This window comes from Burkholderia sp. S-53 (assembly GCF_025560745.1).
GTDB classification, from domain to species: Bacteria; Pseudomonadota; Gammaproteobacteria; order Burkholderiales; family Burkholderiaceae; genus Burkholderia; species Burkholderia pyrrocinia.
The window spans coordinates 2,658,959-2,682,037 of sequence record NZ_CP090484.1; the positions used below are offsets into that span (position 1 = coordinate 2,658,959).

Consider the following 23,079-nt stretch of genomic DNA (forward strand, 5'->3'; position numbering starts at 1 on the left):
AGGCATCGAAATGGAGTTGAGACACCTCCGCTACTTCGTCGCGGTCGCCGAGGAGCGGAATTTCACGCGGGCGGCGGAACGGCTGCATATCGCGCAGCCGCCGCTGAGCCGGCAGATCCAGCAGCTCGAGGAAGCGCTCGGCGTGCCGCTGTTCGAACGCAACGCGCGGCCGCTGAAGCTGACCGACGCGGGGCGCTTCTTCTATTCGCACGCGGTGCAGTTGCTCGCGCAGACGACCGAACTCGAATCGATGACGAAGCGGGTCGGCAAGATCGAGCGCAGCATGTCGGTCGGCTTCGTCGGCTCGACGTTGTACGGAATGCTGCCGAAGATCATCCGGCGTTTTCGCAGCGAGTATCCGGCCGTCGAGCTGAGCCTGCACGAGATGTCGACAATGGACCAGATCAAGGCGCTGAAGGAAGGGCGCATCGACGTCGGGTTCGGGCGCATCCGCCATGAAGATCCGAGCGTGCGGCGCGTCGTGCTGCGCGAGGAGCGGATGATCGTCGCGCTGCCGGTCGGCCACCCGCTCGACGGCGCGAAGCCCGTGCTGTCGCTGCACGATCTCGTCAACGACACGCTGATCATCTTCCCGAAGGCGCCGCGTCCGAGCTATGCGGACCAGGTGCTCGCGGCCTTTCACGATCGCGCATTGCAGCCGCGGCGGATCTACGAGACGCGCGAACTGCAGATCGCGCTCGGCCTCGTCGCGATGGGCGAGGGCGTGTCGGTCGTGCCGCACAGCGTGTACGGGCTGAAGCGCGACGACATCAGCTACAAGCCGCTCGACGATCCGAACCTCGTGTCGCCGATCATCATGAGCATGCGGATGCTCGACGAATCGGAGGACATCCGCGCGATGCAGGCGCTGATCTACCGGCTGTACGACGAAGCGCAGATAGAGTATCTGCGGCCGCAGCCTGAATGAGCGCGCAGGCGATGGGGGCTTGCTTGACGCCGCGAGCGCCGGCGGGACAACATGCGGGATCCGATGGGGCCGCCCAGGTGTGGCCGCCGACGTGCGGCCGCATTCACGCAACGACCAACACATGACCGATAGCACGATCGAGGAGACAACCGTCGAGACGCCGCAAGGGCGTCTCTTTGCGAAACGCTGGCGCGCTCGTCCGGCGCAAGACGCGGCGGGCACGTCCACGCTGACCGCACCTGAGCCGGCCGCATCTAAGCCGGCCGCGCCCATCGTGCTGCTGCACGATTCGCTCGGCTGTGTCGACCTGTGGCGCGATTTTCCCGCGCAACTCGCGCAGGCCACGCAACGCGACGTGATCGCATACGACCGCCTCGGCTTCGGCCGTTCGGATCGTCATCCGGGGAAGCTCGGCACGACGTTCGTGCGCGACGAGGCCGATCGTGCATTCGATGCCGTGCTCGAACAACTCGGCGTCGATGCGTTCGTCGCGTTCGGGCACAGCGTCGGCGGCGGGATGGCAGTCGGCTGCGCCGCCGCGCATCCGGAGCGTTGCCGTGCACTCGTGACGGTCGCCGCGCAGGCATTCGTCGAGGATCGCACGCTGGCCGGCATTCGCGACGCTGGGCTGCAGTTCGACGAACCGGGCCAGCTCGACCGGCTCGCGCGCTATCACGGCGACAAGGCCGAGTGGGTGTTGCGCGCGTGGGTCGATACGTGGCTGTCGCCGGCGTTTCGCGACTGGAATCTCGACGACGACTTGCCGCGCGTGCAATGCGCGACGCTCGCGATTCACGGCGAAGACGACGAATACGGCTCCGACGTGCATCCGAAGCGGATCGCCGCGCGCGTCGCGGGGCCGTCGTCGTTCCTGTTGCTCGCCGGATGCGGGCACATGCCGCACCGCGAGCGCACGGACGACGTGCTGGCCGCCGTGGCGACGTTCCTGCGCGACGCGGGCGCCTGAGCGCTCCGGCATGCGGCGGGCGTGTGCCCGCCGGCCGTCAGAACGCAAGCTGGATCGCGAGATCGATCGCGAGCAGCGCGATCGAGCAGCCGATGCCGAGGATCACGTTCGGCAGCCGGTGCTCGAAGTCGCGATTGTCGCGGCGCATCGCGGCGCCGAGCAGGAAGATCGCTTCTACGACGATCTGCAGCCCGACGAACAGCAGCATCAGCAGATACTCGTAACCCATCTGCTTGAACGCGGCGAATTGCATTCCGTGATCGCGGATCCACTGCCCGACGCGCAGCAGTTCGTAAATGAACAGCAACGCGGGAAACAGGTAGCTGATGAAATAGGTCGGCGCGGTGGCGTTTCGTAGTTCGAGGTGGAAGTGCTGATGCGTGGTGGTCATCGCGAATCCCTCCTTGCAACGCATGATTGCGGTCGAGACGGCGGCGCGACAACGTGCCAATTACGGGATTACCCGATGCACCGTGCGCAACCGTTCGACACCAGCATACTGCTGCACGGGAAATTTGGCATGCGATGCATGCATGCGTCGTGAAAATCCGTATGCGCTGCGCGACGCGCTCAACGCGATGCACTCGCCGGATGCGGCGTGTCGTCCGGTTGCGTGACACCCGATGCATTCGGCAGCAACCACTCCGGATGCTGTTCCAGATCGCCGGCCAATGCGCGCAGTGCGCTCGACGTGCGTGCGAATTGCGTCAGCGTGCGGTGGACGTTCGATGTGGCCGCACCCTGTTGCGCGAGCATCGCCTGCGCGGCCGTGAACGCCTGTCGTGCGGTGCCCAGCGCGTCGCGCGCATGCGGCGCGAGTTCGGTATCGAGTTGCGCGAACAGCGCATCGGTGTGCATGAGCGCTGCGTTCAGATCCGTGCCCATGCGATCGAGCGGCAACCGGGAAAGCGTTCCGGCGATATCGGCGATTTGTACGCGCAGCACGTCGAGCGTGCCGGGCACGGTCGGCAACACGATCGGCATGCGATCCGTATCGACCGACGCGGGCGGCGCGTGCGGGAACATGTCGAGCGCGACATACGAGCGGTTCGCGATCGGATTGCCGACGCGCAACTGGCCGCGCAAACCGCGCGCGACGAGCGTGCGCAGCAGCGCCTTGCCGGCATCGGTGTCGCCGTTGCCGAGCACGTCGCGGTAGCGCTGCCCGAGGCGATCGGGGTAGAGCGCGATCGTCACGCGCATCGCGACGTCGCCGCGTGCCGCATCGTATTCGGTGCCGACGGCCGTCACGTTGCCGAGTTCGATGCCGCGAAAATCCACCGGCGCGCCGACATCGAGGCCGCGCAGCGAGCGATCGAAACGCATCACGACCGGCGCGGCCGGCGCGTTCGGCGTGCGCATCGCGTCGATTTCGTCGTCGGCCACGCGAAAGCGCGTACCGTCCGGCGCCGCGACATTCGAGGTGCGCCCGGGCGGTGCGGCGAACGCGAGCGCGCCGGCGAGCAGCGCGGCGATCGACGGCGTGCCGAGCTTCATGCCGCCCGCGTCGAGCCGCAGGCCGAGACCGCCCGCCTGCCACCAGCGCGCATCGACGTCGACGTATCGATCGAACGGCGCGGCGACGAACACGTCGATCGATACGCCGTGCCCGTCGGCATCGAGCGTATAACCGGCCACCTGACCGACGCGTGCGCGCCGGTGATAGACCGGCGAACCGATCGCGACCGAGCCGAGCGACGTCGCGCGCAGCGTGTAGTGACGGCCGCCGGCTTCGGTGACCGGCGGCGCATCGAGCCCGGTGTACGTCGTGCGCGGTTCGCGCGAACCGCCAGGCGCGGCCGCGATGTACGAACCGGACCGCACCGAATCGAGACCGGAGAAACCGCCGGGCCCGATGCGCGGCCGCACGATCCAGAAGCGTGTGTCCGCAACCGCCAGTGCCTGAGCGTTGGCGTCCAGTCGCACATCGATCATCACGCCGGGTTGCCCGCGCAACGCGCGAACGCGCGTGACGCGACCGATTTCGACATTGCGCAGCCGCAGCGTCGATCGGTCTGCTTCCAGTCCTTCGGCTGTCGCGAACGCGATCGTGATCGTCGGCCCGCGGCTGCCGAGCGACGAGACGCCCCATGCGACACAGAACGCGGCGGCCGCGAGCGGAACGATCCAGACGATCGCCGCTCGCGGCCAGCGCGCGAGCACCTGCTTGAAACGCTCCAACGCGCACCGAAGGGTGTCAGTCGAATTGCGCGACGAGTGCATCGGCGCCCTTGTCGATACCGGTTTTTGCCGCGCTGAGCGCACCGAAACTCGCGCCGATGTTCATCGCATTCGGATACTGCTTCGTCACGTACGCGCTGATCAGCCGGTTCGTCGATGCATCGCGGATCTCCACCGCGTAGATGACCGAGCCCGTGAATGCGCCTTCGCGGCCGCGGATCGCCTGCACGCCGTTGTACACGTTGCCCGCGAGATCGAAATGCGCGAATGCGCCGGCAAAGGTCGTCGTCGTCACGGCGCCCGTCAGCGTCAGCTTCACGCGCAGCGTGTCGGGGCCCGGCGCGCTCGTCAGCTCGAAGCGCTTGCCGAGCTTCTTCGCGAACGTGTCGCCCATGTACGTCGCGAGCGTCGACTTGTCCTGGTCGCTCAGGTCGCCGAACTGATGGTCGTTGCCGCGATAGACGGCCACCGGGTCGAGAATCAGCTTCCGGTACGTGTGCCAGTCCGCCGGCAGCGCGTAGCGGTAGGGCACGCGGCCGGACTTGTCCTGCGGATCGCTGCGCAGGTAGGGCGACGATTCGATGCCGCTATAGCGGGTCGGCTGGACGCCGGCGCATCCGGCAAGCGCGACGCAAAGCGCGGCGTTGAGCAGGTGGCTGGGCTTGATCGATCGGTTCATTTGATGCTCCGGGTCAGGGTTCGCGCCGGTCGGGCCGGTGCGAAGGGTGGTGCAGCAGGGCGGCATTGCCGCTCGGGGTTAAAAAAACCAACCAGACGGTTTGTTTGTGGAGTGCAATAACCGCATGAATTCCGGGAGCGGCAAGCCGCACGGCAGTGGTTATCGGCCGGACAGCCGCGTCACAGGCGGCGCTCGCGTCGCGCCATGCGGTGCGCGACGCGTTCCGTCATCCGGCCGGGGCCGATGCGGGAGCCGATCGTAGCACCGCCATTTCCGGATGTAAACCGACCAGGCGGTTTGTTTGTGATAGACTCCGCGCACTTCCTTCATACGATCGTGCCGGTTCGGCGCGGTCGCATTGCATCACTTCATACCGGGGAAAGTTCATGGATAACCCGACGCGTTCCGAGCGAACGCGCACTGCCGCGATCCAGGCGGCGCTCGCGATCCTCGAGCGCGACGGTCCGGGCAAGCTCACGTTCGACGCGATTTCGCGCGAAAGCGGCATCAGCAAGGGCGGGCTGATGCATCAGTTCCGCACGAAAGGCGATGTGCTGAACGCGCTGATGGAGCATCAGCAGGACTACTACCAACGATTCCAGCGCGACTACCTGGCCGCGCGCGATCCGGGCGAAGCGCAGCCGACGCTGTCCGCGCAGATCGCGACGATGCGCGAAGTGATCGACCAGCAGCCGTCGGCGGCGCTTGCGATCATGGCGGCGCTGGTCGAGGATCCGGCGCCGCTGCAGCAGGTTCGGGATATCGACGGCGAGAACGCGAAGCGCATCGCGGCCGAATCCGACGATCCCGATCTTGCGCTGCTGCGATGGAAAGCGGCCTGGGGGCTCGCGCTATCGGCGATGTTCGGGCTGTGTCCGCTGTCGGCCGACGAGCGCGCGCGGCTGTTCGACCGGCTGCTCGACGAGACGCAATGGCCGTCGGGTGGTAACGATGCCGCGAAGCGCGGTGCGCCGGCAGCGAAAGCGTCGCGGAAGAAATGAGGCGCGCGTTTGTCGTATGCGGTGCTGCGGTCGCCCGTTTCGGGCGCTCGCTGCTCGCGGTCGTGCTCGGGCGCTTGTGAGTGTGTGAATTTGTGAGCGCCCGACCGGCGCGTTGCGCCGCTCAGCTTTTCGCTTCCGCGCCGTCGACAAACAACTTCGCGACCGACTGAAACTCCCGTTTCAGCGACAGCCCCGGCACGGTCAGCCAGCGCAGCATCGCCGCGAGATACAGGTGATGAAACCACGTCGCGAGCTGGTCGGCCCGCAGCGTTGCGTTCAGTTCGCCGGATTGCTGCCCCGCGGCGATCAGTTGCTGCCACACCAGCGCGATATCGCTGCGATTCTCTCCGCCACTTTCCGGTTCGACTGTGCCGATGCTCAGGAAGCGATGCCGCAGATACGCGAGCAGGTACACCGGATGCTGCTCGCACCACGCGGCCGATGCATCGAGCACGCAGCCGATACGCGACGCGAAGGTCTTGCGCCGCGCGACGTCGCGCTGCAGATGCGCGAGGTCGCGCGCGAGCTCGCCTTCGAGCCAGTGCGCGAGCACGGCTTCCTTCGTCGGGAAATGGTTGTACAGCGTGCGCTTCGCGACATCGGCCTGCGCGGCGATCTGTTCCATCGTGACGGCATCGTAGCCGTGCGCATCGAACAGGCGTGCGGCGGTAGCGGCGAGATGCGCGAGCATCTGGATGCGCTTGCGCGCGCGGCGGCCCGGATCGTCGGTCGGAATCGGCATGGCGGCGGTGTCGACTGAAAGTGTACGAATTGCATTAGTATACGACGTGCTCTTTTGCGAATCCACCGTTTCCGCCGTGCTCGAGGAGTCATGCATGAAGCTCGTCATCGCCACCTACGGCACCGAAGGCGACACGCGCCCGCTCGCGGCGCTTGGCCGTGCGTTGCTGGATGCCGGTCATGAAGTCCGGCTGTTGGCCGATGGCGCGACGCTCGGTTCGGCCGACGCGCTCGGCGTGCCGTCGGCGCCGTTGTCCGGCGATATCCGCCGCGCGATTGCACCGGACGGCGCGTTGTCGGACGCGGTGCGCGGGCGCGGCGGTTTCAACGACACGTCGAAGGCGCTCGCGGCGATCGCGAATGCGAACACGGCTGCGTGGATGCGCGAAATCGCCGACGCATCGGCCGGCTGCGACGCGATCCTCGTGTCGGGGCTCGCGTCGTTCGTCGGGTTGTCGGTCGCCGAATATCGCGGCGTGCCGGCGATCGGCACCGGCATGATCCCGATCACGCCGACCACCGGGTTCGCGTCGCCGTTCCTGCCACCGGGCAAGCTGCCGCGCTGGCTGAACCGCGCGAGCCACCGGTTGGTCAACGCGTTGCTGTGGCAGGCGTTCCGGAAGGCGACGAACGCGGCGCGCGCAAGCGTGTGCGGGCTGCCGCCGCGCAAGCAGGTGTGGACCGATCATCCGATGCTGTACGGCGTATCGCCGGCGCTGCTGTCCGGCCCGGCAGACTGGCCGTCGCACGTGCGCGCATGCGGCCAGTGGCGTATCGATGCAAGCGCATGGGCGCCGCCGCCTGAACTCGCGGCCTTTCTCGATTCGGGCGATCCGCCGGTGTACATCGGCTTCGGCAGCATGGCCGGCTTCGACCGGGCCGCGCTGGCCGACGCGCTGGTGCGTGCGCTTGACGGCCGGCGTGCGCTGTTCTATCCGGGCTGGAGCGGCATCGATGCGTCGCTGTTGCCGGCGCACGTACGCGTGATCGGCGACACGCCGCACGACTGGCTGTTCCCGCGCGTGTCGATGGCGATTCATCACGGCGGCTCGGGCACCGCGCATTCGGCCGCGCGGGCCGGCATTCCGTCGGTCGTCGTGCCGTTCGCGGGCGACCAGTTCTTCTGGGCGAACCGGCTGCAGCGGCTCGGCGTCGCGGATGCACCGGTCGCGGGGCGGCGCGTGGACGCCGCCGCGCTTGCGCGGGCGATTGCGTTTGGCGAGCGCGGCGACACGAAGGCGCGCGCAACGGAGCTCGGCGCGCGTATCGCGCAGGAGGACGGTTTGCAGCTGGCGGTCGGCGCGATCGAGCGATGGGGGCGCCCCGGCGCGCGATGAGGCGGCGCGTCAGAAGTGTCCGGTGAACCGGTAACGGCTGCCCGGGTGCCACAGATTGGCCACCGACGCGACCAACCCTTGCGACCACGTGCGCCGATGCAGCATCAGGCACGGTTCGCGATCGTCCATCGTCAGATGACGGCGCGTTTCGGCGTCGGGCATCGCGGCCTCGATCCGGTATTCGACGCGCTGCAACGGCGCGACGCGCGTCAGGTACTGGTTCGGCGTCGTCGTCGTGAAGTCCTGCAATGCATATTCGGGCGCGCAAGCCGGATTGACCCAGCGTTCCTCGAGCTGCACGGGCGTGTCGTTCTCGAAGTGCAGCACGCGCGAATGGAAGATCGGGCTGCCGGTATCGAGCTGCAGCTCGTCGGCGAGCTTCGCATCGGCGACGGCCGCGCCGACCTGCAGCACCTGCGCGCGATAGCCGTGGCCGCGCGCGGCGACTTCGTCCGAGATGCTGCGGATCGCGACGAGCGTCGATTCGTACTTCGGCGACGCGACATACGTGCCCGAGCCGCGCGTGCGCGTGAGCACCTGTTCGGCGGTCAGCTCGCGCAGCGCGCGGTTGACGGTCATCCGCGCGACGTTGAATTCGCGCGCGAGCTCGTTCTCCGACGGCACCTGGTCGCCTTCCGCCCACTCGCCGGCATGAATGCGCGCGAGGATGAAGTCCTTGATTTCCTGATAGATCGGTGTGGTCATGAGATCGGGATTCGAGAGTCGGCAGCGGCCCGCCGCCGAATGCCGATCCGGCGCGCGCCCGGCGCCGAGTGTACCGGTTTCGCGGGCGCGCGGGCCCGGATTCCCCGAATGATCCCTTTTCGGCCGGCGCGCGTCCATGCGGGATTGCACAGAGCGGCCGGCCGTCGATGGCCGGCGCGCGGTCAGAACCGATGCCGGATGCCGACCGTCGCGACCACCTGCGTGTTCGTCGACGAAGCCGCGAGCCCCGTGACGTTCGCGAACCCGAGCGGCGCGCCCGACGGCACGCCGAACTGGTGCTGGTACACGGTTTCCGCATACACGTCGGTGCGCTTGCTCAGCGCGTAGTCGGCCATCAGCGATACCTGATGCCATTTCGGCCGGTGGCTGCCGGCTGCGTCGTCGTAGCGGCCTTCGGTGAACGTATAGGCGCCCGCGAACGAGACTGCCGGCGTCAGCGCATAACGCGCGTTGACCTCGTAGTTGTCGAACCGCAGCGCGTTCAGCGCGCCGGGCAGCGACGCCGCGGCCGTTTCGTCGAACATCGAATGCGTCCACAGCGCGCCGACCGTCAGCCGGTCGAACGCATAGCTGCCGCCGGCGCCCATCACGCGCTGGCGCACGGCCGGGAAGTTCGGCCCGTCGTTCGTCGACAGTGCGCCGCCGTCCGTCAGCCCGCCACGGTTGAGCTGCAGGTACGCGGCGCCGAAATTGACCGGCCCGTTCGCATACGACACGCCCGCGCTGTACGCGCGGTTGTTCGCGAAGCCGCCGGCCGCGTTGCTGAAGCCGTACAGGCCGCCGAACTGCCAGCCGGCGAGCGTCGGGCTCGTGTATTTCACCGCGTTGTCGATGTAGAACGAATCGTCGATGTTGTCGTTGTCGAACGGATGCGACGCGAGGTTGTTGCCGTCGCCGTTGTTCGCCATTGCCAGCGGGCCGAGATAGTCGACGACGGAGTCGTATTGCCGGCCGAGTGTCAGCGCGCCGTATTGGTCGCTCTGCAGGCCGACGTATGCGCGACGGCCGAACATCGTGTTCCGGTAGGACTGCGTGCCGTTGTTCAGGTTGAAGCCGTTCTCGAGGCGGAACAGCGCGTGCAGGCCGCCGCCGAGATCCTCGTTGCCGCTCAGGCCGAACACCGTATTCGACAGCAGGCCGCTGCCTTGCTGCCACACGCTCTTGCCCGACTGGTTGTTCGTATAGGCGATACCGGCATCCAGCATCCCGTAGAGCGTGACGCTGCTTTGCGCATGCGCGGCGGCGCTGAAGAATGCGAGGGAGAGGGTACCGATGACTGCTTTTTTCATTGTGTGACTTCCTGGAAAGGCCCGTAACGACGGGAACGACGATCCGTCGCGCGCGCCGGCGCGCGAACGCGCACGGTTCGTGAAGAACCGCGCCCGTTCGGGCCGGATGCGTGCGTTCGAATCGATGAAAGGGGAGCGTGCGGCGACCGCCGGCTAGTGCTGCAACAGGCGGATCGTGCCGAACTCGGCGGCCGGCAGCAGGCGGAGGATCTCCATGATGGCCGGCGACGCCTGCGACCGTGCGACTTCGAGTTCGATGCACGCGCGCCCGGTGCGCTTGTCGATCGCGGCCGTATAGAAATTGAGCGCGGCGCCGACAGCCTGATGCAGCAGGCGCCGCACGACAGCGAGATTGTCCGATTCGACGCGGATCGACAGCAGCACGAGGTCGTCCGCAGCGCACCGGCGCCGCGACCGAGCGGGTGGCAGATCGCGTGAAGCAGCGGATTCGGTTCTGGTCGGTTTCATGCGTTCATCCCCGGGTCGCATCGTGCTCCGCACTGCGGAGATCTCGTGTTGGACATGGCGCCCATTCTAGGAATCACCGTGACGATACGGTGTATAGACTCGCACCGGCCCTGAAAAGAACGCATAAAAACACCACGCCCGCCGGCTGTCGTCTTTACAGCTTTTTTATTCTCCGTAAGGAAATTGAACACCGCTTTGATACGCGGATTTCTACACTGTCGCATCCCATTCGCCAGATGAGCATGGGGGCGTCATCCGGGCTGCGCCGACACGGCGAGGCCCGATACGCCGACGATCGCGTGGATATTCCGCGCATACGAACCAAGGGGAAAGCCATGTTGTGGATCACCGGCGCGTTATCGATCGCGCTCTTTATCTATCTGTTTCATGCATTGATCAAGCCCGAGCGGTATTGATCGGCGCGATTCAACAGGAATTCGAAAATATCGGTGAATGTCATGAGCGATCTGCTTTTCGTACTGTTCACGCTTGCATTCTTTGTATTGACGGCCGGTTTCATCACCGGCCTCGACCGGATCTGAGCGAGCGTCGACATGTTCAACAATCTCATTCAATTCGCGATCGTTCTCGCGATCATGCTGGCGCTGGTGCCCGTCGTCGGGAAATGGCTTGCGCACGCCTTTACGAGCCCGCGTCATGCGTGGGTCGAACGCCGCACCTATGCGCTGCTCGGCGTGAATCCCGACGAAGCGATGTCGTGGCAGCGCTACGGGATGGTGCTGCTGCTCGGCAATGCCGGGATGATGCTGCTCGGCTATCTGCTGCTGCGCGTCCAGGATGCGCTGCCGTTCGATGCGCTGCAGCGCGCTGCGCAAAGCCCCGATCTCGCGTTCAACACGGCCGCGTCGTTCATCACGAACACGAACTGGCAGGCGTATGCGGGCGAGAGCAGCCTGTCGAACTTCTCGCAGATGGCCGTCATCACGTTCCTGATGATGGTCAGCGCGGCGACCGGCATCGCGGCCGCGGGCGGCTTCATCCGCGGGCTGAGCCGCAAGAGCGCGGCCGACATCGGCAACTACTGGGTCGATTTCACGCGCGTGACCTATCGCGTGCTGCTGCCGCTCAGCTTCGCGATGGCGCTCGTGTACGTATGGCAGGGCATGCCGCAGACGCTCGCGTCCGACGCGTGGGCGACCACGCTCGAAGGCGCGCGCCAGCAGATCGTGATGGGGCCTGTCGCGAGCCTCGAATCGATCAAGCACATCGGCACGAACGGCGGCGGCTTCTTCAGCATGAACGCCGCGCATCCGTTCGAGAACCCGACGCCGCTCACCAACACGCTGCACATGCTGTCGATGCTGCTGATTCCGTCCGCGCTGACCTATACGCTCGGCACGATGATCGGCCGGCGCCGCCAGGGCTGGGTGATCCTCGGTGCGTTCGTCGTGATGTTCGTCGGCTTCCTGGCCGTGATTTATCAGGCCGAGAAGCACGGCAATCCGCTGCTGACCGGGCTCGGCGTCGACCAGCAGATGAGCGCCGTGCAGCCGGGCGGCAATATGGAAGGCAAGGAGATGCGCTTCGGCATCGCGCAGACGAGCCTGTTCGCGACCGTCACGACGGCCGCGACCACCGGCTCGGTCGACGCGATGCACGACTCGCTGACGCCGCTCGGCGGGCTCGTGCCGATCGCGCAGATGATGCTGAACAACGTGTTCGGCGGCGACGGCGTCGGGCTGATCAACCTGTTCACGTTCGCGATCCTCACGGTGTTCCTCGTCGGGATGATGATCGGCCGCACGCCGGAGTTTCTCGGCAAGAAGATCGAGGCGCGCGAGATGAAGCTCGTGATGCTCGCGGTGCTCGCGCATCCGTTCAGCATCCTCGGTCTCACCGCGCTGGCCGCGATGCTGCATTCGACGCTGGACAGCCTCGCGAACCTCGGGCCGCACGGCTTCAGCGAAGTGCTGTACGCGTACACGTCGGGCACGGCCAACAACGGCTCCGCGTTCGCGGGCCTGAACGCGAACACGCCGTTCTTCAACACGACGATCGGCTTCGCGATGCTGATCGGCCGCTACCTGACGCTGCTGCCGATGCTCGCGGTCGCGGGCAGCCTCGCCGCGAAGAAGAGCGTGCCCGAAAGTGCCGGCACGCTGTCGACGTCGACGAGCCTGTTCGCCGGCCTGCTGATCTTCGTGATCCTCGTCGTCGGCGGTCTCACGTTCCTGCCTGCGCTCGCGCTCGGCCCGGTCGTCGAGCACCTGATGATGTCGGGCGGCCAACTGTTCTGAGGGAAACATCATGATTCAACGCAATCGCCAGGCAGCGGCCGTCGCCGCGCCGGCACCCGGTTCTTCGTTCGGCGCGGCGACGCGCGGCCTCGTGCGGCCGGTGATCGCATCGTCGGTGCTGTTCATGCTCGTCACGGGCATCGCCTATCCGCTGCTGACCACGGGCGTCGCGAACGTGCTGTTCCCGGCGCAGGCGCGCGGCAGTCTCGTCGAGCGCAACGGCACGACGATCGGTTCGGCGGTGATCGGGCAGCAGTTCACGCGCGCCGGTTACTTCCATGCGCGTCCGAGCGCGACGGTCGGCGCCGATCCGGCCGATCCGTCGAAGACGGTCGACCAGCCGTACAACGCGGCCGGCAGCGGCGCGAGCAACCAGGGCGCGACGAGCAAGAAGTTGCTGGCCGATATCGCACAGCGCGTGCGTGCGTACCGGCAGGAGAACGCGCTCGCCGATGGCACGCCGGTGCCGGCGGATGCCGTCACCGCGTCCGCGTCGGGGCTCGATCCGGAGATATCGGTCGCGAACGCGCGGCTGCAGGCGGCGCGGGTCGCCCATGCGCGCGGCGTCGATGCCGCGCAGGTCGCGGCGCTCGTCGACCGTATCGCATCGCCGCGCCAGCTCGGCGTGCTCGGCGAACCGCGCGTGCGCGTGCTCGACCTGAATCTCGCGCTCGACCGTGCATTCGGCCACGCGGCCGGCGCTCGAAAAGAGCAGGAATAACGGAGTCACTCATGTCCCATATCGAAACCCCGATCAATCAGGCGGCCATGCCGATCGGCGGCGTGCCGCCGATGCGCCGGACTGCCGTGCTGCGCGAGGCGTTCCGCAAGCTCGCGCCGCAGGTGCAGCTGAAAAACCCGGTGATGTTCGTCGTTTATCTCGGCAGCATCGTCACGACCGCGCTGTGGCTGCAGGCGCTGACCGGCGCAGCCGACGCACCGGCCGGCTTCATCTTCGCGGTCGCGTGCTGGCTGTGGTTCACCGTGCTGTTCGCGAACGCGGCCGAGGCGCTGGCCGAAGGGCGCGGCAAGGCGCAGGCCGATGCGCTGCGCGCGGCGCGCAAGCGCGTGTACGCGAAGGTGCTCGACGAGCCGAAGCAATACGGCAGCACCAGCCATCGCGTGCCGAGCGACGAGCTCGCCGCCGGCAGCATCGTGCTCGTCGAGGCTGGCGACACGATTCCGGCCGACGGCGAAGTGATCGACGGCGTCGCATCGGTCGACGAATCGGCGATCACCGGCGAATCCGCGCCGGTGATCCGCGAGTCGGGCGGCGACTTCTCGTCGGTGACGGGCGGCACGCGCGTGCTGTCCGACTGGATCGTCGTCAGGATCACTGCGCAACCCGGCGAAGCGTTCCTCGACCGGATGATCGCGATGGTCGAGGGCGCGAAACGCGGCAAGACGCCGAACGAGATCGCACTGACGATCCTGCTCGTCGCGCTGACGATCATCTTCCTGCTCGTGTGCGTGACGCTGCTGCCGTTCTCGCAATTCAGCGTGCTGCTGAATGCGTCGGGTGCGGCCGTGAGCCTGACCGTGCTGATCGCGCTGCTCGTTTGCCTGATCCCGACGACGATCGGCGCGCTGCTGTCGGCGATCGGCATCGCGGGGATGAGCCGCATGATGCGCGCGAACGTGCTCGCGACGTCGGGCCGCGCGATCGAGGCGGCCGGCGATGTCGACGTGCTGCTGCTCGACAAGACCGGCACGATCACGCTCGGCAACCGCGAGGCCGTGCAGTTCCGGCCCGCGCCCGGCGTGGATGAGCGCGCGCTGGCCGAGGCCGCGCAACTGTCGTCGCTGGCCGACGAGACGCCCGAAGGGCGCTCGATCGTCGCGCTCGCGAAGCAGCGCTTCTCGCTGGAGGTGGCCGCAATCGATGGCGGCATCGCGGTGCCGTTCAGCGCGCGTACGCGGATGAGCGGCCTCGATATCGGCGAACGGCAGGTGCGCAAGGGCGCGGCGTCCGCGATCCGCGCGCATGTCGATGCGCTCGGCGGCGCGTTTCCGCACGCGGTCGAGACGGCCGTCAACGACATCGCGCGGCGCGGCGGCACGCCGCTCGTCGTCGCCGACGGCGGGCGCGTGCTCGGCACGATCGAGCTGAAGGACATCGTCAAGCACGGGATCGGCGCGCGCTTCGCCGAGCTGCGCAAGGTCGGCGTGAAGACGGTGATGATCACCGGCGACAACCGGCTGACCGCGGCGGCGATCGCGGCGGAAGCCGGCGTCGACGACTACCTTGCCGAAGCGACGCCGGAAGACAAGCTGCGGCTGATCCGCGAGCACCAGGCGAAGGGCCATCTCGTCGCGATGACGGGCGACGGCACCAACGACGCACCCGCACTGGCGCAGGCCGACGTGGCCGTCGCGATGCACAGCGGCACGCAGGCGGCGAAGGAAGCGGCCAACATGGTCGACCTCGACAGCAACCCGACGAAGCTGATGCAGGTCGTCGAAGTCGGCAAGCAGATGATCATGACGCGCGGCGCGCTGACCACGTTCAGCATCGCCAACGATCTCGCGAAGTATTTCGCGATCATCCCGGCCGCATTCGTCGCGACGTATCCGGCGCTCGGCGCGCTGAACGTGATGGGGCTGCACAGCCCGACGTCGGCGATCCTGTCGGCGGTGATCTTCAATGCGCTGATCATCGTCGCGCTGATTCCGCTTGCGCTGAAGGGCGTGAGGTATCGCGCGGAGCCGGCCGCGACGCTGCTGGGGAGAAACCTGCTGATCTATGGCGTGGGCGGGATCGTCGCGCCGTTCATCGGCATCAAGCTGATCGACATGCTGTTGACGCCGTTTATCTGACCGAACGCGCCGTCGCGGCCCCGCTCACGCCCTCGCGGCGTGCGCGGGGCCGTTCGGCGTTTCAATTGCCGGAAGCGATCATGGATGTGAATGTGGACGTGAACGAAGCGAATCGACGGGCGAGGGTGCCTCTGGAAACTGCGTCAAGGCGCGACCGCTGGCGGTTCGTGCTGCGCACGTGCGCGGGCATCGCCGACCGCATCGCCGGCGCCGGGCCCGATACTCGGCCGGGGCTCGCCGTGCGGGAAGCGCACCCGCGCACGCACGTATGGATATCGCAGTACGCGGTGCCGCTGCTGTGGGCCACGCTCGTCTGCGCGCTGGCGACGCTCGCGGCGAGCGCGCTGCTGCGCGTGTTCGACCTGTCGAACGTCGTGATGCTGTTCCTGATGACCGTCGTGCTGATCGCGTTGCGGCTTGGCCGGCTGGCCGGCGCGTGGGCCGCGTTCGTCTGCGTCGGCTGCTTCGACTTCTTCTTCGTCGAGCCGCGGCTGTCGTTCGCGGTGTCCGATACGCAGTACGTGTTCACGTTCGCGCTGATGCTGGCCGTTGCGCTTGCGATTGGCCAGCTCGCGGCGCGCCTGCGCGCGGAGGCGCGCGCCGCGCGTGCGAACGAGAAACGCTCGGCTGCGCTCGCGCGGGTCGCGCACGATCTGTCGGCCGCGGTAGAGACCGAGCAGATCGCGTCGATCTGCACCGGCACGATCGCACCGCTGCTCGGCGTGCGCGTGGCGCTCGTGCTGCCCGACGAGAACGACCGGCTGATGCCCGTGCCCGGCGCGTGGTTCGTCGATCTGCCGGCCGCACACTGGGCGTACGAGCAGGCGCGCGGCGCCGGGTGCGGGATGCCGCCGTTCGAGCGCGCGGCCGCGCAGTACCTGCCGCTGAAGGCGCCGATGCGCGTGCGCGGCGTGCTCGTGCTGTTCGGCGACGCTCAGCCGGTGCCCACGGACCCCGACGATCGGCGTCTGATCGACGCGCTGTGCTCGTCGATCGCGATGGCGCTCGAACGCGTGCACTACGTCGGCGTCGCACAGCACACACTCGTCCGGATCGAAGGCGAGCGGCTGCGCAACGCACTGCTGGCCGCCGTGTCGCACGACCTGAAGACGCCGCTCACCGCGATTCGCGGGCTCGCCGAGACGCTGGAGCGGCCGGAGCGCCTGGCGGACGGGCAGCCGGCGGCGCTCGCGCACGGCATCCGCAACCAGGCCGAGGCGCTGCACGGGCTGGTCGTGAACCTGCTCGACCTCGCGCGCATGCAGAGCGAAGGCGTGCGGCTCAATCGCGAGTGGCACATGCTCGACGAGATCGTCGGCAGCGCGCTCGCGCATTCGGCCGGCGTGCTGGCCGGCCGCGACGTGAGTGCGGACTTGCCGGCCGACCTGCCGCTGATCGACGTCGACGCGCTGCTGATCGAGCGCGTGCTGATGAACCTGCTCGACAACGCCGCGAAGTACGCGGGCGCGGACGCGGCCGTGTCGGTGCGCGCACGCGTGTTCGGCGAGACGTTGTACGTGTTCGTCGAGGACGACGGGCCCGGCTTCGTCGCGCGCAACACCGAACCGCTGTTCGAGCCGTTCGAGCGCGAACGCAAGGAATCGTCGATCAGCGGCGTGGGGCTCGGGCTCGCACTGTGCCGCAGCATCGTCAACGCGCACGGCGGCTCGATCCGCGCGGTGCCGCTCGATCCGCACGGCGCGCGGTTCGAGATTCGCCTGCCATTGGGCGCGCCGCCCGATATCGAACCCGAGAGCCGAGCATGATCAGATCGCGCGTACTTATCGTCGAAGACGAATCCGACATCCGCCGTTTCGTCCGGATGGCGCTGGAGCAGGAGGGGCTCGACACCTGCGAGGCGTCGACGGCCCGCGAGGCGCGGATGTATGCGTCGGGCAGCAAGCCCGATCTCGTGATCGTCGATCTGGGGCTGCCGGACGACGACGGCAAGGCGTTCATCCGCGAACTCCGCGAGTGGTCGACGGTGCCCGTGATCGTGTTGTCGGCGCGGCAGCAGGAAGTGGAGAAGGTCGCGGCGCTCGATGCGGGCGCGGACGATTACCTCGCGAAGCCGTTCGGCGTGCCCGAACTGCTCGCGCGGGCGCGTGCGCTGCTGCGGCGCGCGGCGTTCGTGTCGGCCGACGGGCAGGCGTCGTCGATCGTGCGGTTCGGCGACGTGACCGTCGATCTCGGCCGGCATGAAGTCGTGCGCGGCGGCGAGCCCATCCATCTGACGCGCCTCGAATTCCGGCTGCTCGCCGCGCTGATCCGTGCGCGCGGCGGCGTGGTCGCCGCGCGGCAACTGCTGGCCGAAGTGTGGGGCATACATGACGCGGATCGCGCGCACTACGTGCGCGTGTACATGACGAACCTGCGGCAGAAGCTCGAACCGGTGCCGGCGCGCCCGCGGCACCTGCTGACCGAGCTGCAGTTCGGCTACCGGCTGGTAGGACTGGAAACGGTCAGTGCGAGCCGCGATGTATAGACAGGTTGCACGTGCCGTCCGGCTGCGCCTGTAGGCATCGAGAAAGTCTGAATTCAGCATTGCGTAATGTGTAATTAATTGAAATTTAAGGATATTCGTGGCCATCTACTAAAAACCTGCCGACATAGAGATAAACACGGATTGCTGGCGATGCCCCTGAAAAGGCAAAGTTGTATGTACAACTTGGGGTGTCGCCTAGCAGGGCGATTCCCGGGTTGGAAGGGGTCGCGGCGGAGCCGCCGTGCCGGCAGCGCCGGTGCGGGCCGCCCGACGGACCCCTGCCCAGTTCGCCTCTGACAGGAACGCCATGAAGAAACTCGCGCTCAGTATTGCCCTTGCCTGCATCGCGGTCGGTGCCCACGCCAAGGATTGGTCGACGATCCGGTTCGGCGTCGACGCCAGCTACCCGCCGTTCGAATCGAAGGACGCAAGCGGCAAGGTCGTCGGCTTCGACGTCGATCTCGGCAACGAGATCTGCGCGCGCCTGAAGGCGAAATGCGTGTGGATCGAGAACGACTTCGACGGGATGATCCCGGCGCTGAAGGCGAAGAAGTTCGACGGCGTGCTGTCGTCGATGTCGATGACGCCGGCGCGTGCCGAGCAGATCGCGTTCTCCGACAAGCTGTTCAACACGCCGACGCGCCTCGTCGCGAAGAAGGGCGCGAACCTGCAGCCGACGGCCGAAGCGCTGAAGGGCAAGTCGGTCGGCGTCGAGCAGGGCACCATCCAGGAAACCTACGCGAAGGCCTACTGGGCGCCGAAGGGCGTGCAGGTCGTGCCTTACCAGAACCAGGACGGCGTGTACCAGGACCTGATGTCCGGCCGTCTCGACGCGGCGCTGCAGGACGCGGTGCAGGCCGACATCGGCTTCCTGAAGACGCCGCGCGGCGCGAACTTCGATTTCGCCGGCAAGGACATCGACGATCCGAAGACGCTCGGCAACGGCGCGGGCATCGGCCTGCGCAAGGACGACGCTGAGCTGAAGGCGAAGATCGACCACGCGATCGCCGACATCATCAAGGACGGCACGTACAAGAAGCTCGAGAAGAAGTACTTCGCGTTCGACGTCTACGGCGGTTGACCGTCCATGCGGCGCGCATCGGCTACGGTGCGCGCCGCGTCTGTTGCCGGGCGCCGTCCGCGTCACGGGATGCGTCGGGCTTGATGAGCAGGTTGCATCAGGTAGTGCGTAGATATCGTTTGATGCGTGGTTAATGGCTATTAACAATCCAGCCACATCGTTCTGGATCCCTTATATGATCTTCCAAGGATTTGGCCCGCTGTTGTGGGCCGGCACGGTCGAGACCGTGAAGCTCGCGGTGCTGTCGCTCGCCGCGTCGCTCGTGCTGGGCCTCGTCGGCGCGAGCGCGAAACTGTCGACCAACCGCGTGCTCAAGTCGATCGGCACCTTCTATACGACGCTGATCCGTGCGGTGCCGGACCTCGTGCTGATGCTGCTGCTGTTCTACGGGATCCAGATCCTGCTGAACAACTTCACCGACATGCTCGGCTGGGACCAGATCGACATCGACCCGTTCGTGGCGGGCGTCATCACGCTCGGCTTCATCTACGGCGCGTACTTCACCGAGACGTTCCGCGGTGCGTTCCTCGCGGTGCCGCGCGGCCAGCTCGAAGCCGGCTTCGCGTACGGGATGGGCGGCTGGCGCGTGTTCCGCCGCATCCTGTTCCCGCAGATGATGCGCTTCGCGCTGCCCGGCATCGGCAACAACTGGCAGGTGCTCGTGAAAGCCACCGCGCTCGTGTCGATCATCGGCCTCGCCGACGTCGTCAAGGCGTCGCAGGACGCGGGCAAGAGCACGCTCGATTTCTTCTTCTTCACGCTGGCCGCAGGCGCGATCTACCTCGCGATCACGACGGTGTCCAACGTCGTGCTGCATCACCTCGAGAAGCGTTATTCCGTGGGCGTCCGGAGGCTCGCACTGTGATCGAACTCATCAGCCAGTACTGGCAAAGCTATCTGTACACCGACGGTTACCGCTTCAGCGGCCTCGCGATCACGCTGTGGCTGCTGGTCGTGTCGATCGCGCTTGGTTTCGCGCTGGCCGTGCCGCTCGCGATCGCGCGCGCATCGTCGAACCGCTGGATCTCGGGCCCGGTGTGGCTCTATACGTACGTGTTCCGCGGCACGCCGCTCTACGTGCAGCTGCTGATGTGCTATACGGGCATCTACAGCCTGCAGGTCGTGCACAACCACGTGCTGCTCGACACGTTCTTCCGCAACGCGATGAACTGCACGCTGCTCGCGTTCGTGCTGAACGAATGCGCGTATGCGACGGAGATCTTCGCGGGCTCGATCAAGGCGACGTCGGCCGGCGAGATCGAGGCCGGGCAAGCCTACGGGATGTCGCGCTTCAAGCTCTATACGCGGATCATCCTGCCTTCCGCGCTGCGCCGCTCGCTGCCGAGCTACAGCAACGAGGTGATCCTGATGCTGCACGCGACCACGCTCGCATTCACCGCGACCGTGCCCGACATCCTGAAGGTCACGCGCGACGTCAATTCGGCAACCTACATGTCGTTCCAGGCCTACGGCATCGCAGCCGTGCTGTACGCCGCCGTCGTGTTCACGCTCATCTGGGCGTTCCGCAAGCTCGAGACGCGCTGGCTCGCGTACCTCTCGCCGCGCGGCCATTAATGCATTCGCAAGATTCGCAAGGAAGGACCAAGCATGTACAAGCTCACCGTTGACAACCTGCACAAGAAATTCGGCGACAACGAGGTGTTGAAGGGCGTGTCGATGAAGGCGAAGGCCGGCGACGTGATCAGCATCATCGGCTCGAGCGGCTCCGGCAAGAGCACGTTCCTGCGCTGCATCAACTTCCTCGAGCAGCCGTGCTCGGGGCAGATCACGATCGGCAGCGAGCCGATCCAGACCACGCGCGACCGCAACGGGTCGCTGCGCGTGGCCGACCAGAAGCAGCTGCAGCGGATGCGCACGAAGCTGTCGATGGTGTTCCAGCACTTCAACCTGTGGGCGCACATGACGGTGCTCGAGAACGTGATCGAGGCGCCGATGGCCGTGCTCGGGATCGGCAAGGAAGAAGCGATCGCACGGGCGCGCAAGTACCTGGAGAAGGTCGGCCTCGCGCCGCGCGTCGAGGGCATGTATCCGTCGCACCTGTCGGGCGGCCAGCAGCAGCGCGTCGCGATCGCGCGCGCGCTCGCGATGGAGCCGGAAGTGATGCTGTTCGACGAGCCGACGTCGGCGCTCGATCCGGAACTCGTCGGCGAAGTGCTGAAGGTGATGCAGAAGCTCGCCGAGGAGGGCCGCACGATGGTCGTCGTCACGCACGAGATGGGTTTTGCGCGCAACGTGTCGAATCACGTGATCTTCCTGCATCAGGGGAAGATCGAGGAGGAAGGGAATCCGCAGGAGATTCTCGTGAATCCGAAGAGCGAACGGCTCGGGCAGTTTCTGTCGGGGCGGTTGAAGTAAGTCGGCACGCAGCGTTGCGCCTCGCACGTGCAGCCGCCATGGCGTCACGGGCGAGGCGCAGATTGAAGTACGCTTACAGTTGCGCGAGCGCATCCGTCAAAGGCGCGCTGCGCGACACGCACGAGCGGTGACCTGAACGGCTTCGCGCCGTCGCGAACTGGAACGCTAAGTGCTTGTCAGGCTTGATCCTTTCGATGAAGGAGCACCACGATGAGCACACCGACCACCACCGCCTTTTCCCATGTCAAGCCGCAGGACACCCCGTATCGGGGCGAAGGCCTGCGCGACTTCTTCCTGTATCGCGATCTCGGCATCGCGGCCGCGACGAACGGCAAGGTCGTCGCGCAACTCGTCAGGGCGAATCATGCACCGACAGCGGGCACCGGCTGGCACCGTCACGAGGCCGAGTTCCATATCGTGATCATGCTGAAGGGCTGGGCGCGCTTCATGTACGGCGAACAGGAAACGCTGGTGTCCGCCGGCGACTGCGTGCATCAGGCGCCCGGGATCGTCCACTACCTGTTCGATTACTCGCCGGACATGGAGTATCTGGAGATCGTCGGGCCCGCCGATTTCAAGTCGATCGACGTCGAAGGGCCGTGCGCGGTGCCCGCGCCGACGCCGTGGGGCGAGACGGGCGCGTAGCTGCCGGTTTTCCCGACGCGCGCATGCGCCGACCGACGCGCATCGTGTGGACGTTCGCGATAGACCGCCTTCGGGCGGTTTTTCGTTGATCCTTCCTGGAAGCCTCCGCGCGCTCCGCTGACACCCACGACCTGCTTTCCCCTTCGATCCGGTCATTCGAATTCCGAAGGGTTGCGAAGCTGAAGATCCGGAAAGAAAGGAAAGACATTCGTCAGCTTCGCGTCACGGATTGTTACGTGGTGTCAAAGATCGTCAATTGGAGGCTGCGCGGTGCACGGCCTGTCGACGGCCGGCGTTAAGGAGGTACCAGCCGGATCACCGGCTGATCTACCCGGGAGAGTTCATGAAGCGCATTGCGAAGATCCTGACGGCCACCGCAGTTGCTTGCGCCGTTCTCGCTCCGGCGCTTGCCGAAGCCCATTCGCACCGTGTGTGCCATTTCGATCATCACCACCACCGCGTGTGCCGCTGGGTGCGGTAACCGTGGCTTTCCCCCGGGATGACCGGGACGCTTTCACCATTCAGGCAAGTCAGGCAAATCAGGAGAGGACTATGAAAAAGACGATGTTGATCGCCGCGCTCGTCGCCGGCATGGGTGTGTCGATCGGTGCGTTCGCGCAGGTTCCGGCCAGCGCGCCGGCCGGCACGACCGGTCTGTGCAAGGACGGTTCGTTCTACTCGGGCGCGTCAAAGAAGGGTGCATGCGCCGGCCATAAGGGTGTGAAGACCTGGTACGGCGCATCGTCGGCGGCGGCAGCCAGCGCGCCGGCCGCGATGGCGCCGGCAACGGCGGCTTCCGCTGCCGCTGCGTCCGGTGCCGCGCCCGCGAAGAGCGCCTCGGCGACGACCGCCGCTGCGGCGCCGGGCGGCGGCGCGGGCAAGGTGTGGGCCAACGACAGCACGAAGGTCTATCACTGCTCGACCGACAAGTACTACGGCAAGACGAAGCACGGCAGCTACATGTCGGAAGCGGATGCGAAGGCCAAGGGCTTCCACGCGTCGCACGGCAAGACCTGCTCGTAACGCGGGCGCGGCGCGCGAGTTCATGCGCTCGCGCGCCGTCTGAACGCAGCAGGAAATCACGCCCCGCCAACCCGGCG

24 protein-coding genes are annotated in these 23,079 nt (G+C 66.7%); 17 read left to right on the forward strand and 7 right to left on the reverse strand.

The window, feature by feature from the left end; all coding sequences use genetic code 11:
• Positions 1–10 precede the first annotated feature (10 nt).
• On the forward strand, positions 11–928 hold the full coding sequence (locus LXM88_RS34050; protein ID WP_262543887.1) for a LysR family transcriptional regulator: 918 nt from the start codon (positions 11–13) through the stop codon (positions 926–928).
• A gap of 121 nt (positions 929–1,049) precedes the next feature.
• Complete coding sequence (locus tag LXM88_RS34055) at positions 1,050–1,895, forward strand: alpha/beta fold hydrolase (protein ID WP_262543888.1); 846 nt, start codon at positions 1,050–1,052, stop codon at positions 1,893–1,895.
• Positions 1,896–1,932: 37 nt separating this feature from the next.
• Here LXM88_RS34055 and LXM88_RS34060 read toward each other — a convergent pair whose 3' ends face one another.
• The 3 genes from LXM88_RS34060 to LXM88_RS34070 form a co-directional block, all read right to left on the reverse strand.
• Positions 1,933–2,286: a hypothetical protein gene (locus tag LXM88_RS34060; protein WP_047903627.1), complete on the reverse strand. Its 354-nt coding sequence runs from the start codon at positions 2,284–2,286 to the stop codon at positions 1,933–1,935.
• 179 nt (positions 2,287–2,465) lie between these two features.
• The gene (locus tag LXM88_RS34065; protein ID WP_262543891.1) at positions 2,466–4,076 is read right to left on the reverse strand and encodes a PqiB family protein; all 1,611 of its coding nucleotides are present in this window, start codon (positions 4,074–4,076) and stop codon (positions 2,466–2,468) included.
• Positions 4,077–4,092: 16 nt separating this feature from the next.
• Positions 4,093–4,755 (reverse strand): DUF3313 domain-containing protein, encoded by a 663-nt coding sequence (locus LXM88_RS34070; RefSeq protein WP_262543892.1) that lies wholly within the window; start codon positions 4,753–4,755, stop codon positions 4,093–4,095.
• Between the two features lie 386 nt (positions 4,756–5,141).
• Between LXM88_RS34070 and LXM88_RS34075 the strand changes: the two genes are divergently transcribed.
• Complete coding sequence (locus LXM88_RS34075) at positions 5,142–5,756, forward strand: TetR/AcrR family transcriptional regulator (RefSeq protein WP_262543893.1); 615 nt, start codon at positions 5,142–5,144, stop codon at positions 5,754–5,756.
• A gap of 121 nt (positions 5,757–5,877) precedes the next feature.
• Here LXM88_RS34075 and LXM88_RS34080 read toward each other — a convergent pair whose 3' ends face one another.
• Entirely contained in the window at positions 5,878–6,498 is a 621-nt protein-coding gene (locus LXM88_RS34080; RefSeq protein ID WP_262543894.1) for a TetR/AcrR family transcriptional regulator, read from the reverse strand.
• 94 nt (positions 6,499–6,592) lie between these two features.
• Between LXM88_RS34080 and LXM88_RS34085 the strand changes: the two genes are divergently transcribed.
• Positions 6,593–7,834 carry a glycosyltransferase gene (locus LXM88_RS34085; protein ID WP_262543895.1) on the forward strand — a complete coding sequence of 414 codons (1,242 nt, stop codon included), beginning with the start codon at positions 6,593–6,595 and terminating at the stop codon, positions 7,832–7,834.
• A 9-nt stretch (positions 7,835–7,843) separates the two neighbouring features.
• On the opposite strand, the gene hutC is transcribed toward LXM88_RS34085, so the two are convergent.
• The 3 genes from hutC to LXM88_RS34100 form a co-directional block, all read right to left on the reverse strand.
• Positions 7,844–8,539 (reverse strand): histidine utilization repressor, encoded by a 696-nt coding sequence (gene hutC / locus LXM88_RS34090; RefSeq protein ID WP_047903626.1) that lies wholly within the window; start codon positions 8,537–8,539, stop codon positions 7,844–7,846.
• A gap of 182 nt (positions 8,540–8,721) precedes the next feature.
• Positions 8,722–9,849, reverse strand: a complete 1,128-nt coding sequence (locus tag LXM88_RS34095; RefSeq protein WP_262543896.1) for a porin — start codon at positions 9,847–9,849, stop codon at positions 8,722–8,724.
• Positions 9,850–10,002: 153 nt separating this feature from the next.
• On the reverse strand, positions 10,003–10,317 hold the full coding sequence (locus LXM88_RS34100) for a hypothetical protein (protein WP_262543897.1): 315 nt from the start codon (positions 10,315–10,317) through the stop codon (positions 10,003–10,005).
• Between the two features lie 89 nt (positions 10,318–10,406).
• Between LXM88_RS34100 and kdpF the strand changes: the two genes are divergently transcribed.
• From kdpF to LXM88_RS34165, 13 genes are all read left to right on the forward strand, one after another.
• Positions 10,407–10,733, forward strand: coding sequence for a K(+)-transporting ATPase subunit F (gene kdpF / locus LXM88_RS34105; RefSeq protein ID WP_262543898.1), 327 nt, complete (start codon positions 10,407–10,409; stop codon positions 10,731–10,733).
• Between the two features lie 138 nt (positions 10,734–10,871).
• On the forward strand, positions 10,872–12,575 hold the full coding sequence (kdpA, locus tag LXM88_RS34110) for a potassium-transporting ATPase subunit KdpA (protein WP_262543899.1): 1,704 nt from the start codon (positions 10,872–10,874) through the stop codon (positions 12,573–12,575).
• A gap of 10 nt (positions 12,576–12,585) precedes the next feature.
• Positions 12,586–13,296 (forward strand): potassium-transporting ATPase subunit KdpC, encoded by a 711-nt coding sequence (gene kdpC / locus LXM88_RS34115; RefSeq protein WP_262543900.1) that lies wholly within the window; start codon positions 12,586–12,588, stop codon positions 13,294–13,296.
• Positions 13,297–13,343: 47 nt separating this feature from the next.
• On the forward strand, positions 13,344–15,392 hold the full coding sequence (kdpB, locus tag LXM88_RS34120; protein WP_262547063.1) for a potassium-transporting ATPase subunit KdpB: 2,049 nt from the start codon (positions 13,344–13,346) through the stop codon (positions 15,390–15,392).
• 80 nt (positions 15,393–15,472) lie between these two features.
• A complete protein-coding gene (locus LXM88_RS34125; RefSeq protein WP_262543901.1) occupies positions 15,473–17,158 on the forward strand; it encodes a DUF4118 domain-containing protein in 1,686 nt (561 codons plus the stop codon).
• Positions 17,155–17,877 carry a response regulator gene (locus LXM88_RS34130; protein WP_262543902.1) on the forward strand — a complete coding sequence of 241 codons (723 nt, stop codon included), beginning with the start codon at positions 17,155–17,157 and terminating at the stop codon, positions 17,875–17,877. The genes LXM88_RS34125 and LXM88_RS34130 overlap by 4 nt, the downstream gene beginning before the upstream one ends.
• A gap of 307 nt (positions 17,878–18,184) precedes the next feature.
• Entirely contained in the window at positions 18,185–18,958 is a 774-nt protein-coding gene (locus tag LXM88_RS34135) for an ABC transporter substrate-binding protein (RefSeq protein ID WP_262543903.1), read from the forward strand.
• Between the two features lie 175 nt (positions 18,959–19,133).
• On the forward strand, positions 19,134–19,823 hold the full coding sequence (locus LXM88_RS34140) for an ABC transporter permease (RefSeq protein ID WP_262543904.1): 690 nt from the start codon (positions 19,134–19,136) through the stop codon (positions 19,821–19,823).
• Positions 19,820–20,533: an ABC transporter permease gene (locus tag LXM88_RS34145; protein WP_262543905.1), complete on the forward strand. Its 714-nt coding sequence runs from the start codon at positions 19,820–19,822 to the stop codon at positions 20,531–20,533. Before LXM88_RS34140 ends, LXM88_RS34145 begins: the two co-directional genes overlap by 4 nt.
• A gap of 33 nt (positions 20,534–20,566) precedes the next feature.
• Positions 20,567–21,334 carry an ABC transporter ATP-binding protein gene (locus tag LXM88_RS34150; RefSeq protein ID WP_047901533.1) on the forward strand — a complete coding sequence of 256 codons (768 nt, stop codon included), beginning with the start codon at positions 20,567–20,569 and terminating at the stop codon, positions 21,332–21,334.
• A 210-nt stretch (positions 21,335–21,544) separates the two neighbouring features.
• On the forward strand, positions 21,545–21,979 hold the full coding sequence (locus LXM88_RS34155; protein ID WP_047901532.1) for a cupin domain-containing protein: 435 nt from the start codon (positions 21,545–21,547) through the stop codon (positions 21,977–21,979).
• Between the two features lie 343 nt (positions 21,980–22,322).
• Positions 22,323–22,460: an HHHH-motif protein gene (locus LXM88_RS34160; RefSeq protein WP_167347852.1), complete on the forward strand. Its 138-nt coding sequence runs from the start codon at positions 22,323–22,325 to the stop codon at positions 22,458–22,460.
• Between the two features lie 71 nt (positions 22,461–22,531).
• Complete coding sequence (locus tag LXM88_RS34165; protein WP_262543906.1) at positions 22,532–23,002, forward strand: hypothetical protein; 471 nt, start codon at positions 22,532–22,534, stop codon at positions 23,000–23,002.
• Positions 23,003–23,079 lie beyond the last annotated feature (77 nt).

Bases quoted from the DNA above. Each gene is read 5' to 3' on its own strand.
- LXM88_RS34155 (WP_047901532.1), top strand. From the start codon at position 21,545: ATGAGCACACCGACCACCACCGCCTTTTCCCATGTCAAGCCGCAGGAC.
- LXM88_RS34140 (WP_262543904.1), top strand. From the start codon at position 19,134: ATGATCTTCCAAGGATTTGGCCCGCTGTTGTGGGCCGGCACGGTCGAG.
- LXM88_RS34050 (WP_262543887.1), top strand. From the start codon at position 11: ATGGAGTTGAGACACCTCCGCTACTTCGTCGCGGTCGCCGAGGAGCGG.
- kdpB (WP_262547063.1), top strand. From the start codon at position 13,344: ATGCCGATCGGCGGCGTGCCGCCGATGCGCCGGACTGCCGTGCTGCGC.
- LXM88_RS34160 (WP_167347852.1), top strand. From the start codon at position 22,323: ATGAAGCGCATTGCGAAGATCCTGACGGCCACCGCAGTTGCTTGCGCC.
- LXM88_RS34060 (WP_047903627.1), bottom strand. From the start codon at position 2,286: ATGACCACCACGCATCAGCACTTCCACCTCGAACTACGAAACGCCACC.
- LXM88_RS34125 (WP_262543901.1), top strand. From the start codon at position 15,473: ATGGATGTGAATGTGGACGTGAACGAAGCGAATCGACGGGCGAGGGTG.
- LXM88_RS34075 (WP_262543893.1), top strand. From the start codon at position 5,142: ATGGATAACCCGACGCGTTCCGAGCGAACGCGCACTGCCGCGATCCAG.
- LXM88_RS34130 (WP_262543902.1), top strand. From the start codon at position 17,155: ATGATCAGATCGCGCGTACTTATCGTCGAAGACGAATCCGACATCCGC.
- LXM88_RS34085 (WP_262543895.1), top strand. From the start codon at position 6,593: ATGAAGCTCGTCATCGCCACCTACGGCACCGAAGGCGACACGCGCCCG.
- LXM88_RS34100 (WP_262543897.1), bottom strand. From the start codon at position 10,317: ATGAAACCGACCAGAACCGAATCCGCTGCTTCACGCGATCTGCCACCC.
- LXM88_RS34165 (WP_262543906.1), top strand. From the start codon at position 22,532: ATGAAAAAGACGATGTTGATCGCCGCGCTCGTCGCCGGCATGGGTGTG.
- LXM88_RS34135 (WP_262543903.1), top strand. From the start codon at position 18,185: ATGAAGAAACTCGCGCTCAGTATTGCCCTTGCCTGCATCGCGGTCGGT.
- LXM88_RS34055 (WP_262543888.1), top strand. From the start codon at position 1,050: ATGACCGATAGCACGATCGAGGAGACAACCGTCGAGACGCCGCAAGGG.
- kdpC (WP_262543900.1), top strand. From the start codon at position 12,586: ATGATTCAACGCAATCGCCAGGCAGCGGCCGTCGCCGCGCCGGCACCC.
- LXM88_RS34095 (WP_262543896.1), bottom strand. From the start codon at position 9,849: ATGAAAAAAGCAGTCATCGGTACCCTCTCCCTCGCATTCTTCAGCGCC.
- hutC (WP_047903626.1), bottom strand. From the start codon at position 8,539: ATGACCACACCGATCTATCAGGAAATCAAGGACTTCATCCTCGCGCGC.
- LXM88_RS34070 (WP_262543892.1), bottom strand. From the start codon at position 4,755: ATGAACCGATCGATCAAGCCCAGCCACCTGCTCAACGCCGCGCTTTGC.
- LXM88_RS34150 (WP_047901533.1), top strand. From the start codon at position 20,567: ATGTACAAGCTCACCGTTGACAACCTGCACAAGAAATTCGGCGACAAC.
- kdpA (WP_262543899.1), top strand. From the start codon at position 10,872: ATGTTCAACAATCTCATTCAATTCGCGATCGTTCTCGCGATCATGCTG.
- LXM88_RS34080 (WP_262543894.1), bottom strand. From the start codon at position 6,498: ATGCCGATTCCGACCGACGATCCGGGCCGCCGCGCGCGCAAGCGCATC.